Source organism: Butyrivibrio sp. XB500-5 (assembly GCF_003625505.1).
In the GTDB taxonomy this organism is placed as follows: domain Bacteria; phylum Bacillota; class Clostridia; order Lachnospirales; family Lachnospiraceae; genus Butyrivibrio.
The window spans coordinates 694,955-714,489 of record NZ_RAIS01000001.1; the positions used below are offsets into that span (position 1 = coordinate 694,955).

Genomic DNA, 19,535 nt, shown 5'->3' on the forward strand with positions numbered 1-19,535 from the left:
GTTTAACCGTTATTTCAAAAAAAATCTCTTATAGGTTGTCAGGCAATATCCGTCCATTATTCACATAACCATTTTCATCTACCGCTTCTTCCACCGATAAACTAGTTGATACTTCATCAGAGCTGAAACCTTCGAATGACGTTAATGATATTTCGCTCGAATCATATGATCCATTCGAATTCGCTGCCGAATCTTGCTCAAACGAAGGGCCGCTAATATCCGATTTATTATCAGGGAATATCGATTCATGTTCATATTTCCCCGGTACTTGCTGCGCATGATTCGATCCATGATCTGCGATTTCTGCTACATTCATTAACTCCGAATCTTGCAAATATGGAGGAATGCTTTCATCCAAATTTATCTCAAATGAAGAACCGCTAAAATCCGATTCACTATCAGGGAATATCGGTCTATGTTCATTTGTTCCCAATTCAACACTGTGTCCACTTGCTATGCTTCCTACTTCTGAAACAGCATCTTCGCTTAATATTGGACTAATCGGATTTCCGTAATCATCCTCTAATATCGAACTATCCGCATACGACTCTTCAGAAAATCCATATTCACTTGCATTTTCCCGATATTCAGCTGAAAGATTGCTAGTATTCGATTCCTGATCAGGGAATATTGATTCATGTTCAATTCTTCCCGGTACTTGTTGTGGAGCACGATTATCAAATCCATTTTCAGCTACATTGCTTTGTACCGGCCTTCTATGTACCGCATTACTTCTAGTAATTGTTCCCGGTACTTGTTGTGGAGCAGGATTCGGTGCAGTATTCATAGCTTCGGTATTTCCATATTCACCCGTAGTGTTGCTATGTACTGATACATTTTCATGCACATCGTTATTTACAACGCTTTCAGGAGCATTGTTATGTACCGGCGTTGTTACACCACCATTATCATTCGGGTGACCTATTCTCGCATTATTCCTTGAGATTCCACCACCTGCACCACCTGCCGGATGATTATTATAAAACACTCTAAAGAAGTTTGCTTGTATCACATCATCTCTAATCACACCATTATTATTAGGCGTGCCATTATTCCGTATCGGCATACCTGCTTCATCAACCTCGAAAAAATCGTTAATATTGATTGTGTCTTCATTTAAATCATGAGCATTAATTGGCTCAGGTGTTCTCTGTCCAAATTCACCGCTTGAATCAGAAAGAATCTCATAACTATTATCCTCAATAAAATTGTTTTCTCCCGTTGGACGTGCATCTACAGAGTTTGGATTTATTTCACGTCCTACAGTTTCGGGTGTATGAGATCTTCCGAAAGTTATTCCACCATCGAACTCATCCACATTCAGATCAGAAAAATCATATGATGATCGCACATCATTTGGTGGCGCATTGTAATTAGCTGAATCCCAAGCATCTAAAGGTATTCCATCCCTTTCCCTTGCCTCTAATGCTGCTGCTTGCTCTGCTGCTTGTCTCTCTGCTGCTTGCCTTGCTGCTATCTCTGCTGCTTGTCTCTCTGCTGCTTCCCTCGCTGCTTGCCCTGCCGCTCGCCTCGCTGCTGCTTCCCTCGCTGCTATTTCTGCTGCTCGCCTCGCTGCTTGCTCTGCTTGCCATGCTGCTATCTCTGCTTGCAATTCCGGTACGGTTGGCGTTCTATTAACGCTATTATTAAACTCCATAGTCGGCGGCACATCCAGATGATCCGGCATTTCAATTTCAGATATTTCATCAGGATGCCATTCATAGTAATATACATCCGTATCGCCTCTCTCAGATGGTACTACACTCGGTTCGCGTTGCACATTCTCTGCTGCATCGGCGTTATTCACCGGTCTTACATTTTCGACCGGTTCATTGGCTGCGCCTGCAGCCGGTCTCACATTTGCGGCAGGTTCATTTGCACCTGTAGCCGGTTTTGGTTCTCCTACCTTTTGTAATGTTTGAGTGTATGGTATATCCTTTCCTGCAGGTTTATTGGCGCCTGCACCAGGTCTTGTATTTCCGGCAGGTCCATTTGCTGCGCCTGCGGCCGGTCTTTGATTTCCGGCAGGTCCATTTGCTGCGCCTGCGGCCGGTCTTGTATTTCCTGCAGCCCCATTGGCACCTGCAGCAGGATTCGCAGGAGCTCCATTCTCAGTGGTACAGATACGATTTATAGGATTATTTGTAGCTGACTGTCCTGCTTTGCTAAATCCCCAACCCCCTAGGCCGCCCAAAAGAGACCCAAATATTGTGTTACCAATAGTCTCGAAGATATTCATAGGCTTTCCATCAGCTACCTTCATGCCAATATCTTGTGCAGCGCCGGTCGCGCCTCCTGACACAGCGCCGGCTAAGCCTTGCACTATTGGTCGAGCAAAAGACTGTCCAGCAAGAAGGCCTGCACCTCCAAATAAGCCGCCTCCTATAGCTCCTGCACCCATTGAAACAAACAATTCCTTGAAATTAAAAGATTTATGCTCCTCATCTTTTGTACTTGCAAGCTGTCCTGCCGCATTAGCTGCTCCAGCCGTTAACGCTGCTGCACCGGCGAAAAAAACAGGCGCTAACGGAGGGCACATCGTAGAAAGAGCTGTTGCCCCAAAAAATGTGGCAGCTCCGACAAGAATGCCGGTAGCTGTGGACGCTAAAAACTTGCATGGATCTTCCTTTATCGAATTCCATGTATTACATGCAAAATCTTTTATCCCATTTCCTATTGTCTTTAGCCCACTTCCTATTTTCTCGAATATTTTCCAAGCCAGTCCGTTGTTATCGACATATATGATAGGGTCATTGATACAATACAGATAATGGTTGACAGAATCCGGGATTGTCATTATACCCCTTACTCTGTCCTCACCTGTAAATCTTCCGGATATAGGATCATATTCTCTTGCCTGGGCATAGTACTTACCATCTTCCTCTTCTCTATATCCCGTAAAAGCAAATGGCTGGATGATGTTTCCACGCTTTCTGTACTTATGTCCATCCACAGTCTTTCTATAGGATTCTCCTGTCTTAGGATCCATCCTGTTGCCGAAAACATCATATGCATAAGAACAGTATGCAGCTCCATCCGTACCTGTAAGATACATGGTACTTCCAAGCTCATCCGTCTGATAAAAACTCCTGTTCTTTCCGTTATCAGCACTTACCACATCTTCATCGTAGGTGTATGTTATTACTTCATCATCCTTTATCTCCATGATGAGGTTATTGTGATCCATGGTGACATCTGTAACGTAATGAACTTTTTCACTGTCAGATTCCTTGGAAACTCTCATGCCGGCAAAATTATACTCATAGCTGATCTTTCTTTGCAGTTCGCTCTCGGGATCTATTACACTGCTCTCGAGTAATCCTTGCATGTTGAAGCCGTATGATCTTGAAAGTACTTCATTTTCATACTCCTCTATAAGATTTCCTCTCCTATCGTATGAGTAACTTGTTGTATTAGTCTCATCCTTTGCGGTCTCGACCTTTTTTACGAGCCTATCAAGTACATCATAAGAATAGGTAGTCTTTATACCGTTACTTTCCTTCCAAACCCTGTTTCCGAAGGCATCATAAGAATAGCTATCCACAAGCACGCCATCCTTCTTACTCTCTGTAAGTCTTCCAAGCTCGTCATAGCTGTACATATAGGTGCCGCTCACGCCTTCGAGGCCTCTTCTGTCTCTCTTTACCTGAGTAGCATTTCCCTTTTTGTTGTAAGTATATTCGTACTTATCCAGAACACCATCCCTATCAGTACTTACAAGTGACTTTATGAAGCCTCCCTGATAATACTCGTACTTTGTACTTGTGTTGTTAGGGAACAGTTTCTCTCTGAGATTTCCTTCCTCATCGTATATGTACTTTATACTCTGTTCCTTATCATCTTTTCCTTTTTCTCTAAGCTCAGTAAGATTTCCAAAGACATCGTATGAATACTCTACTCTCTTTCCGTCAGGATAGATCATAGCTGTCTTTTCATCCCTTGCTCCGTATTCGTATCCGACTGCCTCTCCTCTTGGATTGGTCACTTTAACAATCCTTCCGAGAATATCGGTATCAATCTTTGTAAGACCAATCTTATCCTTTACTTCATGAAGCACGTTAAGGGCATTATATTTATAAAGAATTTCATTACCGTCCATATAACGTATTCCTGTTATATTTCCGTTTCCATCCCTTGTATAAACCGTCTCATTTCCGTCTCTGTCTATCGTTGAGCCAAGCTCTCCCACGTCATCATAGCTATAGAGAGTCTTCTGCGAAAGGGCATCTGTCTCACTGATGAGCTTACCTGAAAGATCATGTTCAAATGTTGTCACGTGTGCCTCAAGAGCCTCACTGTCCGCACCCTTTCTCTCTACCTTGCACAGAAGGTCGAGCTCATTGTATGAATAAATGATCTCATTTCCGCAGGCGTCTGTTATGCTCTTTAGCTTGCCTGTTCCCGTATGCGTGTAATAAATTTTTGTTCCGCAATCATCCTGCTCTCTGATTCTTCCCATGGAGTCATAGACATTCTTAATGACCCTTCCGTTTGGAGCTGTTATGACACTTGGTCTTCCGGCCTTGTCGTAATCATAGGTAACGGCATAGCCGCCGCAAAGTCTCTCTGTCTTTATACGGCCGCAGGCATCATACTCAAGAGATCTGATGGTGTGCTCTTTAGCCTCTCCTTCACTCTCTTTTTGGGTGACCTTAATAAGCCTGTCATTACTGTAGTGATTTCTTGTCACTACTCCTGCAGGATCTGTTACTGTTTCTACGTTACCGTTCTTATCATAGGTGTAGATAGTATCTCTACCTATGGCATCTGTTATCTTTATTACTCTCTGTAGGCTGTCATATTCGTATGAAGTCTTTCCTCCAAGCGCATCCGTCTTGCAGATAAGATTTCCGTTCTTGTCATATGAATAAATTGTTTTATTACCTTCAGCATCCGTTTCTGAAAGAACTCTTCCACGCTTATCGTAAGTATATGCTGTTTTTACAAGTGTCTTATTTTCACCTGATTCTATTCCTACGCTAAGAACATTACCTTCGTTATCGTGGCTGTATACTGTCTTTCTTCCCTCGGGATCCGTTGTCTTTATAAGATTTCCCAAAAGGTCATAAGAGTAAAGTATCTCTCCACCGTTAGGAAGAGTCATCTTCTCTTTTTTCCACAAATTGTTGTAGGAGAATCCTGTGACTCTATCTTCTTCATCCTTAAAATAGGCAACCTCTCCTATCTCGTTATACCCCCATACCTTGGATGTACCGTCAGGATTTATAACTTGTGAAAGAAGATTACTCTTAGTGTATTTGTATGAAGTCGTATTACCGATCGGGTCGATAACCTCTGTAATGTTTCCGGTCTCATCAAAGCTATATCCGGTCTCATTGCCCTCGGCGTCTATCGTCTTACTTACTCTTCCGAGCTTGTCGCAAATGTACTTAACCGTCACACCCGCTGCATCGGTAATGGCACTTATATTTCCGTTTTCATCGTATGCTATGCTGATCTCGTTACTCTCAGCGTCTTTAATTCTTACAATCTTTCCGTTCTCATAGTCATACTTTGTCCTGTTTCCCTCAGGATCGGTAACGCTATAAAGATTGCCTTCAAAGTCGTAAGTGTATTTGTATCTGTTTCCTTCAGAGTCTTTCTTGGAAATAAGTCTTCCTTCCGAGTCATACGTATAGCTTTCATTAAGCCCCTCGGGACCGATTATTCTTGTCAGATGTCCTTTATTGTCATAGCTATATCTTGTTGTATGGCCGTTCTTATCGGTTACGGACGTCTTCTGGTTTCGTTTATTGTATGTAAACTTCTCTTCTATGATGTTCTTATCATCCGACAGATCCTGTCCGGTATGATCCTTTGTAAGTCCTACATATCTTGTACCTATATGTCTTCCGAGTTCATCGGAAAGATACTCTACATTAAGCCCGTTTTGCTCTGTTGCTGTCGTCACATGCTTCTCATCGTCATAGCTATATGACATCTCACCGCCATCAGGATAAATCTGATGAATCACTCGTCCGTTTTCATCATATTCATTTTGGAGCGAAACAATACCGTCGGGAGTTATTACGCTTTGTATACGGCCCGCTTCGTCATAAATATATTTTCTTGTACTGCCGTTTGGATACGTTACATCAGTAAGGAAGTATTCCTTCAGATCTCCCTCTCCTCTTGTCTCGTATCCGTAGCTTACCTTTCTTCCTTCACTGTCGGTTACTCCGACAATTACTCCGTCCTTATTGTATAAAAGAGCTAAAAATAAACCGTTATTGGATTCAATCTTCACAGGACGTGAATCAGCGTAATTTATACGGATCTTCTCACCTGTGTGATTACCTTCTGCCACAAGATAGCCTTCAGAATCATACTCCTCGTATTCTCCGTATTCTTTTTCTATCTTGTAATAACCGTTTTCTTTTTTGAGAATTCCTATTTCACCATGAATTTCATAATAAGAATTCTCGGTTTGATCAAGCTTTTTATAAAGGCCTTCTCTTCCGTCCAGATAGGTGACCTTTATTCCATCCTCTTCTTCACGAAGTCTGATATCTGCCTTACAGCTCCAACCGCGTCCCAAGGAACCGCTAAAGTCACTTGTGGCGTTGTAGAACCTTCTGAAACCGAGCTCACCGATTTCAATATCAACCCTGTCATTTATATAATTTCCGTTACTAAGATTGACGGGATCATATCTGTAAACCTGGCATCTATCAATGAATCCTTGAAGGTATAATCTATAGCTCTGAAGGTACTTTATAAACTCATCCAGCTGTTCGGCATTTAAATTAACGGGATCTACCCACTTAAGTGATCCGTTGGTTCCGGAGTATTTTGTTATATCAAAAGTACCTTTCTGAAGTCCTTCAAGTATAGTCTGCGTATTGGTGACTATCGTATCAAGAAGCTCTTTAAACGCACTTCCCTCTATATCATTACTATGCTCTTCATGGAAAGCTAAGAATTTATTTTTAAACTCCGGAACGAATCCGGCTGTTCTGTCTTCTTTAACAAATGCATCTAATGAAGTATTTGTAGCGGCAGGATTGGGGTTAGTGAAACTTTTTCTTGTGACCTCTTTGCAGTCTCTTACTGCCTCTTCAACAAGATCATGAATCTCCTTCACTTTAGGATGCACTGCTTTAAATTTTGTATTGTATCCGGCAAAGTCTTCAATAACTTTTTCTATGTGATCAGACTTTATTACAGCCTCCTCATTTTCGGCCATATCGGCAATAAAATCCTCGAGAAGAGGCACATTGCTTTCAAAGCCGCTTCCCATCATCATACTCTGCAATTTTTGGATACAGTAAATAGAACTTTCAATTATCGGGATCTGTCTTTCATTTACAAACGCCTTAGAAGCATCAGCTTCCGGACCTACATGTGTCTCGTCATTGACATATTTAAGCAATGCAAAGATCAGATCATCCGACATTTCAAGGAAATGATTATAAGTTTCAAAGCAACTTGTAAAGTAATCCCTTGTTTTTTTCTGATGCCATTCGATACCATCTCCGGCGCTCCCCTTAATATCTCCCATCGATTGTATTCTCCTTCCTTTATTTAGTTTTTTATAAGCGTTTAGAATTTTATAAGCGTTTTTTTGTCAATTATTTCATAAAAAGAACAGAAATAACAACTAATGTTAAGGATTATACCTGCAATTTGGAAACTATTCAATAAGCTGTCAGTTTATTTTATTTATTTTTCACATTTATTTAACAATAAAATGTTACCGAATGAAAGGTTGCGTCTGGAATGTGGCATCCTAAAAAGAAAAAACCATCATAGATAAAAAAATCTATGATGGTTTCTGTCATTTTCTCATTTATTCTCGTCAAATCAAGTATCTATGCGCTTTCCGGCTAATGCTCAAGCCTTCGCTTCTCCCTCAGGGAAGATAATTTTATTAACAAAGAAGAATATTACCATGCTGACACCGCCGTTAAGCACTGTTGTTCCGATGTTGTAGACGAAGTCGGGAACAAACTGACCGGCTACTGCGACCCAGGCACAGTTGATGGAATTAACTATGCAAGTGATCACGCAGAATGCGATGAAGTACCACATCGCCTGATACCAGATGTTTCCTTTGCTTCTGAATACGAAGCTGCGCTGGATGGGGAAGTTTACACACTCTCCTATTACCATAGCGACCATGTATGCTGCGAAGTATGCAAGTCCGCCTTGCGCTGTGTCATAACCGATGATGTTCCACTTAAAATCAACTCCGAAGAGATTAACGGGAATACCGGGCCAGCCGAAAGCTCTGTCTCCGAGTCCCTTGAATGCATAGGGAAGGAACTGAAGTATCAGATACTTAAAGACTGTGATAACGTTAGAGACAATAACAAACAGTCCGCCCTCTCTTATCCACTTTGCTGCTTTTGGGTGCTTAGTAGCATATTCATTCCAAAAGTTCATAATATTTCCTCCAAATCACTATACTTATATACCGGTTTATTCAGCTCTTTTAAGCATGCTCTCATAAGCACGGTTCTTTCTGCTGTTTCTGAAATATCCGCCGATTATCTTTCCAAGGCCCTTAAAGAAGTGACCGTTTACAAGCTTAACTATTCCGTCTACCATCTCCATGCTGACAGCGCCCTGAGTCATCTTCGCCATTGCTCTGAAAGGCATGTTATAGATAAACATGATATTGAGATCGGGCTTTCCGCTCTCGTCGGCTTTTTTCTTCATGGCCGTAAGGCGTCTGTATGCAAATCTTGCAAGTCCGCTCTTTGCGTAGTACATCTGGCAAATGGCGTCATTCTCACCGAGAAGCCCGCTCCACTTTCCGTCGGGAACTTTCGTTCCAAGGAGCTTTTCATACTCGGAATTGTCAACAAGCTGCACATTTCCGGAATAATAAGAAGGAAGACTAAGCGGCTCGTAAGGATAATCCGTTGTCGTTCCATCCACGTAAAGTCCCGTCGAAAGCTTGATATCAAGGCTGCTTGCGCCGACCATTACAGTGTAGTTGCCTTCTTCTATTTCCCACTTATCAGTCTTAACGTTAAAGTAACGGAATGTCTTATCGTCAAAAGAGATCCTGACTTCCTTACTCTCTCCTGCCTTTAAAAAGACTTTTGTAAAGCCCTTTAGCTCTTTTTTAGGTCTGAATACCTTGGCTCCCTTAAGAGAAACATAGAGCTGGCATACTTCTGCTCCGTCTCTGCTTCCGATATTTTTAAGGGTAAAAGAAGCTCCTTCTTTATCAACTTTCATATTGCTGTACTCAAAGCTTGTGTATGAAAGTCCGAAACCGAAAGGATAAAGAACAGGTATGTTTGCCGTGTCATAATATCTGTAGCCCACATAGAGGCTTTCCTTATACTCGGAAGTTCTTTCGCGGCTCGGATAATAACGATAACATGCTGTATCCTCCAGTCTTCTGGGAATAGTCTCAGAAAGCTTACCTGAAGGATTAACATCTCCCGTAAGTATATCAAGTACCGCACCTGCTCCGGCCTGACCGTTAAGGTAGCAGTGGAGAAGAGCTTTGAAATAATGGTGCCAAGGCATCTCGATCGCAGAGCCAGCGCTTATCACACCGATAAGATTCGGATTAACCTGACCGAGCTCCTGAAGAAGATTGATCTGGTTCTGAGGAATTCTCATGTGATTTCTGTCCATTCCCTCAGATTCGCTGTCTTCATTAAGTCCAAAGAAGAAAAGAACCACATCAGCTTTTGCTGCAAGATCAAGAGCTTCTTTCTTGGTTGCAGCATCCTCTTCTCCGTTTCTTGAATAACCTCTGCTCTTTCCTACAACCTTAAGGTTATAGTTATCTATCATTCCGACAACTGTCTCAATCTTTGTAGGATTAACAAGTGATGAGCCTGCTCCCTGATATCTCGGAACAAAAGCAAAATCACCGATAACCGCAACACTAGTTCCTTGCTTAAGAGGAAGGATAGAGCTCTCATTCTTAAGAAGAATGGCACTCTCTGCCGCCGCTCTTCTTGCAATGTTGTGATGAGCATTCTTGTCAAAATCATCGCTCTTTCCCTTGGCATTTTCATTAAGAGCAAGAACAACATCAAGGAGTTCATCAACTCTTTCATCGATGTCGTTCATCTTGATCTTGCCACACTTAACTGCCTCGATAAGCTCTCTGGCCGAGTCAAGTCCGGGATTAGGCATCTCAAGGTTGGAGCCTGCGGCAACACCGAGAGCATGATCGTTTGATGCGCCCCAGTCGGTGATAACGATTCCGTCAAAGCCCCATTCTTTTCTCAATATATCATTCAAAAGATGCTTATTCTCATTGGCGTAAGTTCCGTTGATCTCATTGTATGCTGACATGATGGTCTTGGCCTTACCCTCTTTTACCGCGATCTCAAATCCGGTGAGATAAATCTCTCTAAGGGTTCTCTCGTCGATAACAGAGTTCATCGCCATACGTCTAAGCTCTTGAGAATTGACCGCAAAGTGCTTAGGGCATGCATAAACGCCTTTTGACTGAATGCCCTTAACGTATGAAGCCGCCATTTTACCCGCAAGATAAGGATCCTCGGAAAAATACTCAAAGTTTCTTCCGCAAAGAGGACTTCTCTTGATGTTAAGACCGGGTCCCAAAAGCACGTTAACGCCTTCAGCCATTGCCTCTTCACCAAGCGTACTTCCTATTTCCTCACCAAGCTCCTCGTCCCAGCTTCCTGCGATAGTTGCAGCAGTCGGAAAACAAGTAGCGGGCAATGAAGCGTTAAGTCCGAGGTGGTCTCCTGCTCCTGCCTGCTTTCTTACGCCGTGAGGGCCGTCGGAGCAAAAGATTGAAGGAATGCCGAGTCTTTCAAAATCTCTTGACTGCCATTCTCCCTTCCCGCTAAGGAACGCTGCTTTTTCTTCTATTGTCATCTTCTCAATGATATCCTGATGTTTCATGGGTTTCCCCTCTCTATATTTAAAGGGTAGGGGGCAGAAGCCCCCCACCGTGAAATTATTTATTCAGCAGTAACCTGCTCAGTATTTTTTTCCTTAAGATATCTCTTAATGAACTTGAACATAAGGAATGCCATAAGTGCTGCAAGGATCACATCAACAACGATCATGATAACCTGCCACTTAGCCATGCCCATCTTAAGGTTCTCGGGAGCATAAGCTCTTGAGTTAACTACAGTGTAGAGAATGTTCTTGGTAGCATCACGCATTGCTGTCTGAGCACCGGGTGTTTCTCTGAACTGTACGTTGTTTGTTGCTGTAGGATAGTTAACGAGCATGCAGTCTGTACCGTTTCTGATAGCCTGATCTGAGCTCATGTATCCGTATACACCGAAGTAATCTGTAAGTGCAAAGCCCTTGAAGCCCCACTCATCTCTGAGTACAGTCTTCATAAGTGTGCTGCTGCCGCCTGCCCAACGGTTACCGATATAGTTGAAGGAAGACATTACCGCACAGAGATCAACGTTCTTTACGCATCTCTCGAAAGGCTTAAGGTAGATCTCACGGATAGCCTGCTCATTGGACCATGTGCAGAGCATATCAAGTCTGTTCTGCTCCTGATCGTTCATGGCAAAGTGCTTGATGTAAGCATATACACCATTCTCCCATGAACCCTTACAAGCTTCTGATGCGATGTATCCTGAAAGAACTCCATCCTCTGAATAGTACTCAAAGTTACGTCCTGCAAATGCTGTTCTGTGAATGTTCATGGCAGGTGCATACCAACCTGATACATCCATCTCATTAGCCATCTTTCCGATGTAATCACCAAAGCTGTGAGCAAGGTCTTTGTTAAATGTAGCAGCAATTGTAACTCCTACAGGGAATCCGAGTGATCCGACCTGTGTGAAGTTGTTATTGATTGAAGCAGGGCCGTCACAGTCGTTTGTACGAACCTTGCCGATTGACTCAACTGAGTTGGTCTGATATCCGCCGAGTGAAATAAGTGCGTTCATATCATCAAGCGACATTGAATCAAGAAGCTCATCCCACTTAGCATCGTTTCTGTCTGCACCGCGAAGGTCGGCAAGCTTAAGAGTTGTTGATGCTCCTGTCTTAATTGCCTGTGCAGCAGGATCTTCATCCTGTGCTGTAGCTTCGGGTGTAAGGTAGTTACTGATGTTATAGAAAGTGCTCTTTGCATCGGCGCTCATCTCGTAGCTTGCGGGAGCCTTTGTAGCTTCTTCATAGTTGGCAAATCCGTCAGCTCTTGAAAGATATGTAAGTCCGCCGTTAGCATAGTCAAAAGTATTTGTTGCTGTAACAAGATCGCTATCTCTCTTGTTATCTCCGTTATATGTAACAGTAGTTCCGACATTGTATGTCTTTGAATCAATTACATTGTGTGAATCTGAGTTGATCGAGATCACATACTCGCCTGCCTCAAGAACATAGCCCTTAGCATCCTGATAATCGTAAGAAGCCATATCCTCTACTGCGAATGTGATGTTAACTGTCTCGGAAGCACCGGGCTCAAGCATTCCTGTTTTTTCAAACTGAACAAGGTTAGCGCTTGCCTTCTCGATACCTCCGTTTGTGTAAGGAGGATTGTAATAAACTTCTACAACATCCTTACCTGCTTTGTCACCTGTATTGGTTACAGTTACGTCAAAAGAGATGTTTCCGTCAGCTTCTGTGATCTCACCCATCTCCTGCTTGAAGCTTGTGTATGAAAGTCCGTAGCCGAAAGGATACTGAACTGTCTGATCATAATCGATAAGTCCCTCAAGAGCTGCTGTCTCATAGAACTTATAACCTACATAGATACCCTCTACATAGTTGATAAATGAAACAATAGATGTTGACTCTGTGCCTGTAAATCCTACGGAAGTATAAGCAAAGTCATCCATATTTGTGTAGTTGAAGTCACCGAAGTTATTCCACCAAGGAGTCTTCTCATAATCATAAACATAAGTGTCGATAGTTTTTCCCGAAGGATTAACCTCACCCGTTACGATCTCACCAAGAGCTGCCATTCCTACGTGGCCCATTCCTGCTGCCCAGAGAGCACTCTTGATCTGAGGGTGATCATTTATAAATCCGAGTTCAAAAGAATTTGCTCCGTTGTAAACAAGGATAACCTTATCAAAGTTATCGCATACAAGGTCGATCATCTCTTCTTCTCTGTTTGTAAGCTGAAGATAGTGATCACCTGCATCCCAGTCGTTTCCTTCGTTGAGTGTGTCGTCATACACACCTGCTGTATAAGTTGTTCCGTCCTGGAACGATCCGTCTACAACTGCAACCATATCAGCGGGAAGGTCCGCACCCTCACCACCTGAACGGCTGATAACGATCATTGCCGTATCAGAGAAATTCTTTGCATTGTCTATAAGATCCTGAGTGTAAAGAGAAATATTGGGTTCGGGAAGTGTCCAATCCTGTGCCCACATTCCAACCTCAGGTCTTCCTGTCTTATAATCTGTGTAGAACTTTGTAAGTTCTGTGTTAGTCTCAATTCCTGCATCCTTTAAAGAATCAAGAAGTGAGATCTTGGCATAAGCATCATTAAGTGATCCCGATCCTGCTCCACCAAGGATCGCATCTGTTGAAGCCCATCCGAATACGTTGAGCTTAGATCCTGACGCTACGGGAAGAGTGTTGTCCTTGTTCTCGAGAAGAACAATTCCTTCTTCCGCGATCTGCTTAGCAAGAACAGTAGCCTCGTCAGATGTTTCTTTTGTGATTGTTCCGCTTCCGCTCACAAGATCAAGCATTGTACGCATAGGTCCTGTGCAGATCATATTTACGCTCACGCAGATACCAACGATCATGGCTACGAGCGCTGTACCTCTAACAAGCCTCTTAACCGGCTTTTTCATTTTCATAACTGCAACCATGCATGCAACGGCAAGTGCAACTATGATTCCGATAGCTATCAAATAGGGTCTGATAGAAGAAATGACGTTTAACACGTCGTCCATATTGATAGATAACATGATATAACCTCCCTTTTTATTCGCACTTTTACAAAAGTGCAGGATATATTTACTATAATTCGAGGTTAACACAATAAAAAAATCGTGCCGTTTTTGTCATAAACGGTACGATTTTTGTCGTGAACGGATTATTGCGGTATCAAAATTTTCAGCTCAAACCACTTGTCATTTATGTCAAAATTCAGTGTTCCGTGGTATTTTTCAACCGTATATCTTATACTCTTAAGTCCGAATCCGTGATTTCCTTTATCGGACTTGGTCGTCACGGGATATCCGTTCTTTATCGTCAGCCTGCTCTCGCAGTAATTGTTTATCTGTATCAGGATAAAGTTCTTTTTCGGTGATATCGCGATGTGGATCAGTCTCTTTTCCGGATCGTCGATCAAGGATACATTCTCGATTGCGTTATCCAGGGCGTTTCCGAATATAGTACATATATCCGCGACATGCATAAAATCAAGGATATTTCCGTCAGCAACGCAGGTTATCTTGATATTATTGGCGCGGCAGTTAAGCATCTTACCAGCAATAAGCGTATCAAGCACGCTGTTACCCGTTTGCAGCTCGGGACTGTACGCCTCAAGTTCCTGCTCAAGTGTATCTATCCACTCTTTTCTCTCCTCTTCACTCATCTCTGCTCGAAGCCCCGCTATCTGGTGCTTAAGATCATGGTATTTCATATTTATCAGGTCAAAAGAGTTCTGATAGTTCCTGTACTTATCGTATTGGGCCTTAAGCATCGCGTGGATATTTCTAAGCTCTTTTTCCGCAAGAAGCTCACAGATCCTGCTCTGATATACATATAGGATCATTATGCCCGCGATATCGACAAGAGTTCTGATGTAAAAGATATCTGCGGCAACCTCTGATGAAAACGGTGTGTTCTGCAAGATGAAACTAAGATTACTGAAAGCAAATATCGCTGCGGCTATTATTATCGCGGCCCACAGCTCATGCGTGTTGATCTCAAGCTGGTTGACGCCCCTTGTGATGCTGACTTCCATATAATGAGCCCAGACAAAAACAAGCCCATATACAGTGATAAAAATAATGACCTGCACGATCTTGGAAGGAGTCTTTGCAAGGAAATAGCATGCAAGCTGCCACTCGAGCGAAGCCGCAAACTCCGCCAAAAGGAACGCTCTTGCGCAATAATATCCGATAACGTTCACCGTGACATCGCAGATAATGTACATGTAGACATACATAAGAACAACCGCGATAAGCATGCACGGAAGCCAGAAAACAACCGGAAGGTTCTTGGTGAGCACAAGAAAAGCGCTCTGAATCACCAGCGCCAATATAGAATACAAAGTAAATCTCTTGTTATTAACTTTTCTTTTCAGAACAAAGCAATAGCTTACGCATGCAAGCCATTCCGCTATTGCCGTATATATTCTGGGAATATCCTGATAAATAGCGTCCACGTATTCGCCTCCAAATAATCCGGTATTTATGATCAAGATAATGAAGCCATATAATCCGTAAGAGCACTCATGAAATCACTCTTTCTTGCCCTGCTGATAAGGAGCTGCTTTCCTGCGATTATGCAGCTGCCGTTCTCAACTCCGTCAACGTATTTAAGATTAACAAGATAGCCCTTGTTGCTCCTAAAGAATCCGTGCTTTGAAAGCTGCTCATCAAAGTCTTTGAGCTTGGCTCTTATAGTAAATTCGCCTCCGCTTGTGTAGAAATTAAGGTTATGACCCTCGCTCTCGATGTAAAAGATATTGTCTATATCAAGCTTTTTTACGCCTGAAGGCATGTCTATGGAAATAATGTTATTGCTCTTTTTATTAAGCCTTCCTATCGCTCTTCCGAGCTTTTGAGAAAACGCAAAGTAGCTCACGGGCTTTAATACATAGTCGAGCGCATCGACCTGATAGCCCCTGATCGCATAGTTCGTCATATTGGTTATGAACATGATAACAACATCCTGATCGAGCTTACGTATCTCTTCCGCCGCCGTCATTCCGTCCATAAGCTTCATCTCGATATCCATCAGGATTATGTCAAACTGCCCCCTGTAACCGTTAGTTATCTCGTCTCCGTCGCGGAATCTCGTGATCTTAAAATACTGTCCGCTCTCTTTTTGATACTTGTCGGTATACTCGGTAAGCTGCTTAGCATATGCATCTTCATCTTCAACTATTGCAAGCTGGATCATGAACCCGTACTCCGTTTCTCGTTAATAATAATATGGCGTGCTAAAAATTGTGCGCAATATAATAATAACCCCTGTCGTCAAGTCCCCCTTTTTTATGTCTGTAATTATCAGTTGTTAGTATAATTATACCCTATATAACGTTAGTTCTTTTCTTAAAAAAGCATAAAAACAGAGCGAAAGTACTGATAATTCACCGTATCTTTCGCCCTGATATTTTATCCAAGAAGTTCGCGTAGCTGTTCTTTTGTAAGTGCCGTCGTTCCGAGCGTTCCTTCGTCAAGCAGCTCATCCGCAAGCTCTTTCTTCTTGTTCTGAAGATGTATGATCCTCTCCTCAATCGTATCCTGCATTATGAGCCTGTAAACCGTGACGACGTTCTTCTGTCCGATGCGGTGCGCTCTGTCGGTTGCCTGGTTCTCGACCGCGATATTCCACCAGTGATCGAAGTGAATGACGATGTCCGCCGCGGTCAGATTAAGTCCCGTTCCGCCCGCACGAAGCGAGATGCAGAACACCGGCGTGTCGTCCTCCTGGAACGCATCGACAAGCCTTATTCTGTCCTCTTTCTTAGTTGCACCGGTCAAAAGATAATGCGCAATGCCCTCTTTCTTTAAAAGCTCCGTTATCCGCTCAAGCATTGTCGTAAACTGCGAGAAAAGAAGCACCTTGTGACCGCCCTCGGCTGCGCTCTTTATCATCTCTATAAGGAGATCCGCTTTGGCGCTTCCGCCCTTGTAATTATCATAAATAAGCCCCGGATCGCAGCAGATCTGGCGAAGTCTTGTGAGCTCCGACAAGATAACGATCCTGTCCTTCTTAATATCCTCTTCGCTCCTATCATCAACCATAAGCTTAACCCGCTGAAGGTGTGCTTTGTAGAGCTTTTCCTGCTCATCGGTCATGGACGCGTAAATGTTCTCCTCAAGCTTATCCGGCAGATCTTTTAACACATCCTTCTTAAGCCTTCTGAGCACAAATGGCGCGATCATCTTCTTAAGCCTGTCTCTTGCCGCTTCGTCTTTTTCCGAAACGAGCGGAAGCTCAATATTGTCATGGAAATGCTTATAAGTAAAAAGATATCCCGGCATGCAAAAATCAAAGATGCTCCAAAGCTCGCTGAGCCTGTTCTCAATGGGCGTACCCGTAAGCGCAACCTTGAAGGAAGCACTTATGGATTTGACCGCCTTGGCACCGAGCGTTCCCGGGTTCTTGATAAACTGCGCCTCATCTATGATAATGCACTCAAAACTCTTGTATCTGTATAGGTCAATGTCTCTCCTCAGAAGATCATAGGATGTGATGACAACGTCAGTCTTCTCTTCTTCAAGCTCATCCAAGATCCTTACTCTGTCGGGCTTTATTCCGACCGCAAGCTCGCAGTTAAGCTCGCCCGTAAACCTCTCGATCTCATGCTTCCAGTTATAAACAAGAGATGCAGGACAAACTATGAGTGAGCACCTGTGCTTAGCACCTGCCTTACGATCGCTGTTTTTACCCGTACCGGCTTCTGCTGCCGCCTCTTCTTTAAGACTTAGCAAAAGAGCCAGCACCTGCAGCGTCTTTCCAAGTCCCATATCATCTGCAAGTATTCCGCCAAAGCCGTTATGTTTAAGCGCCTGAAGCCAGAGATAACCTGTCTTTTGGTAGTCTCTGAGAACGTCTTTAAGGCTATCCGGAACCTCATAGGTCTTTTCCCCGATTCCGGAAAGAGATTCGATGAGCTTCTTGAAATCTCTGCTCTTGCCGATTCCGATGTAGCATTCCGCATCGTCGCTATCGTAAGCTTCGTCTGCGCCGTCAAAGCCTGCGCTTTCTGTGCCAGTCCTTGTCAGAGAATCTATGAACAGCGCCCTGTACGTAGGAACCTTGGCGTAGCCTTTCGCGATATCTTTTTCAGAAAGACCAAGTCCGTCTTTTAATGTAAAAAGAGTATCGAAATTGCCGCTCTTAAGGTCGATTATCTCGCCGCTTTTAAGCTTGTAATATCTCTTTTTCCTATCGTATTTAGTAAGGATCTGCGCAAGCTCTTCGCTTGAGATCTCATCTGATACCATGGAAAGCTCAAGAAGATCCGATACTACGGACACTCCAAGCTTAACCTTCGGCGCCGCCGTGATCCTGACTTTCTTCACATTATCGGATAAATAAACTTCCCCGAATGTGCATAACCTCGGCACATCCTCCGAAAGGAATCGATACAGCCTGTCATCACCGTACAGCCCGCCCTCAAGAACAAAAAGCCCCTTCTCTTCATCTTTTTTGTCAAAATAAGGACTTATAAGCTTCGCCGTGTTGTTCTCCAGATAGTAATTACGCCTGATATCGCTGTCTTCGTCATCGCGGTCGCGGCGCGCGCTTCCTGATAAGATGCTAAAAGAAATGTAGCCTGTGCTCAGACTTTCGCTTCTCTTGCTCTCCGCCGTACCCAATGCACTTCCCGTGATAGTCCTGTAAGTCGCCTTTACATCGCAGGTTATCTTGTCCGGATCCGGCATGTCGATATAAATCCCAAACTCCGGAACATCGGGAGAATACTTCTCAGGCTCATAGCCGCTGCAGCTGACATTGAAATACTCGCTGAGTATGGGAAAAAGACCTGTCGAAAACAGCGGCAGATCCTTGTCTGAAATAAAAAGCTCGTTCTCCGTCCTTCTTGCAAGAAGAAAGCGCATGAAAGGAATGATCGCTTCGCAGTCACTTCTTTCGATCATATGAAGCATCTTTTTTCTCTCAAAAAAGATGTATGAATAGCCCTCAAACATAGTGAAGGCGTCTGATTCAAAGGTTATTCCGGTATCAGTCTTACGAATTCGAAGATCGATCGGCGGAAAGACCTTAACGACATCAAGCGGTCTTTCAGTCGTATATCGCGCCCTGAAATCCGTGTTGATAAAGTACACACTTCCCGCAGCCTTGAAGAACTCATCAATCTCATGCCCCGTAAGTTCTATCTGCTTGGCATGCCCCTTGGCGTACGAATACGAGATCTCACCGCTTCCCGAATATGAAGTGTACGGGTCGGCGAGCTGTTTTTCTCTGAAATATGCATAAAGAAATCTGATGATCCTTGCGGAATCTTCCGAAAATGCTGAAATATCGTGTGTAAACTGAAGATGCTTACCATAGCTAACAAAGCTTTTATCGGAAATCGCATGAAGAAGCTCGATGATATCCTTTAGGACATAGCTATGCCCCGTGCTGCCCGAGCGGATGTTAAAAGATATAGTGAGCCTGTCCCTACTTAGAGAAGCGTGCGGCTCAAGTTCCACAAGAGATTCTTTCCTATAGAGCATAGGAACGTCACTCTTTGGTTCATATTCGCGAAGTAATCTCTTGGTCTCAAAAGAGGTATAGTGAAACTGCCCGGGAGCATCGGAAACAAACCGCCTCCCCGAGCCGGAAATATAGCCGTTTGTGAAGTTGTCGCGCGAATTGTTTGACATATGATTATATGATAGCATTAATGCTTATTTTTGTTCATAAGAAAAGAGAAACAGAATGGAGGCTTGGGGCTTCCATTCTGT

The 19,535-nt window shown here is 43.3% G+C and carries 7 protein-coding genes; all 7 read right to left on the minus strand.

The features are described 5' to 3' along the window. Positions 1 to 28 precede the first annotated feature (28 nt). The 7 genes from D6856_RS03300 to D6856_RS03330 all read right to left on the minus strand — a co-directional run bounded on the left by D6856_RS03300 (position 29) and on the right by D6856_RS03330 (position 19,454). Positions 29 to 7,501 (minus strand): DUF6531 domain-containing protein, encoded by a 7,473-nt coding sequence (locus D6856_RS03300; RefSeq protein ID WP_120685716.1) that lies wholly within the window; start codon positions 7,499 to 7,501, stop codon positions 29 to 31. A 332-nt stretch (positions 7,502 to 7,833) separates the two neighbouring features. Continuing rightward, positions 7,834 to 8,385, minus strand: coding sequence for a GtrA family protein (locus D6856_RS03305; RefSeq protein ID WP_120685717.1), 552 nt, complete (start codon positions 8,383 to 8,385; stop codon positions 7,834 to 7,836). A gap of 36 nt (positions 8,386 to 8,421) precedes the next feature. Beyond that, positions 8,422 to 10,848, minus strand: coding sequence for a glycoside hydrolase family 3 C-terminal domain-containing protein (locus tag D6856_RS03310; protein ID WP_120685718.1), 2,427 nt, complete (start codon positions 10,846 to 10,848; stop codon positions 8,422 to 8,424). A 59-nt stretch (positions 10,849 to 10,907) separates the two neighbouring features. Beyond that, complete coding sequence (locus tag D6856_RS03315) at positions 10,908 to 13,844, minus strand: glycoside hydrolase family 3 N-terminal domain-containing protein (RefSeq protein ID WP_120685719.1); 2,937 nt, start codon at positions 13,842 to 13,844, stop codon at positions 10,908 to 10,910. A gap of 128 nt (positions 13,845 to 13,972) precedes the next feature. Then, positions 13,973 to 15,271 carry a GHKL domain-containing protein gene (locus tag D6856_RS03320; protein WP_120685720.1) on the minus strand — a complete coding sequence of 433 codons (1,299 nt, stop codon included), beginning with the start codon at positions 15,269 to 15,271 and terminating at the stop codon, positions 13,973 to 13,975. Between the two features lie 32 nt (positions 15,272 to 15,303). After that, positions 15,304 to 16,011, minus strand: a complete 708-nt coding sequence (locus D6856_RS03325) for a LytR/AlgR family response regulator transcription factor (protein ID WP_092245765.1) — start codon at positions 16,009 to 16,011, stop codon at positions 15,304 to 15,306. Between the two features lie 215 nt (positions 16,012 to 16,226). Beyond that, a complete protein-coding gene (locus tag D6856_RS03330; RefSeq protein WP_158588811.1) occupies positions 16,227 to 19,454 on the minus strand; it encodes a DEAD/DEAH box helicase in 3,228 nt (1,075 codons plus the stop codon). Between the last annotated feature and the right edge of the window lie 81 nt (positions 19,455 to 19,535).

Coding starts and splice junctions, on each gene's coding strand:
- D6856_RS03330 (WP_158588811.1), bottom strand. CDS start 19,454: ATGTCAAACAATTCGCGCGACAACTTCACAAACGGCTATATTTCCGGC.
- D6856_RS03315 (WP_120685719.1), bottom strand. CDS start 13,844: ATGTTATCTATCAATATGGACGACGTGTTAAACGTCATTTCTTCTATC.
- D6856_RS03310 (WP_120685718.1), bottom strand. CDS start 10,848: ATGAAACATCAGGATATCATTGAGAAGATGACAATAGAAGAAAAAGCA.
- D6856_RS03325 (WP_092245765.1), bottom strand. CDS start 16,011: ATGATCCAGCTTGCAATAGTTGAAGATGAAGATGCATATGCTAAGCAG.
- D6856_RS03305 (WP_120685717.1), bottom strand. CDS start 8,385: ATGAACTTTTGGAATGAATATGCTACTAAGCACCCAAAAGCAGCAAAG.
- D6856_RS03300 (WP_120685716.1), bottom strand. CDS start 7,501: ATGGGAGATATTAAGGGGAGCGCCGGAGATGGTATCGAATGGCATCAG.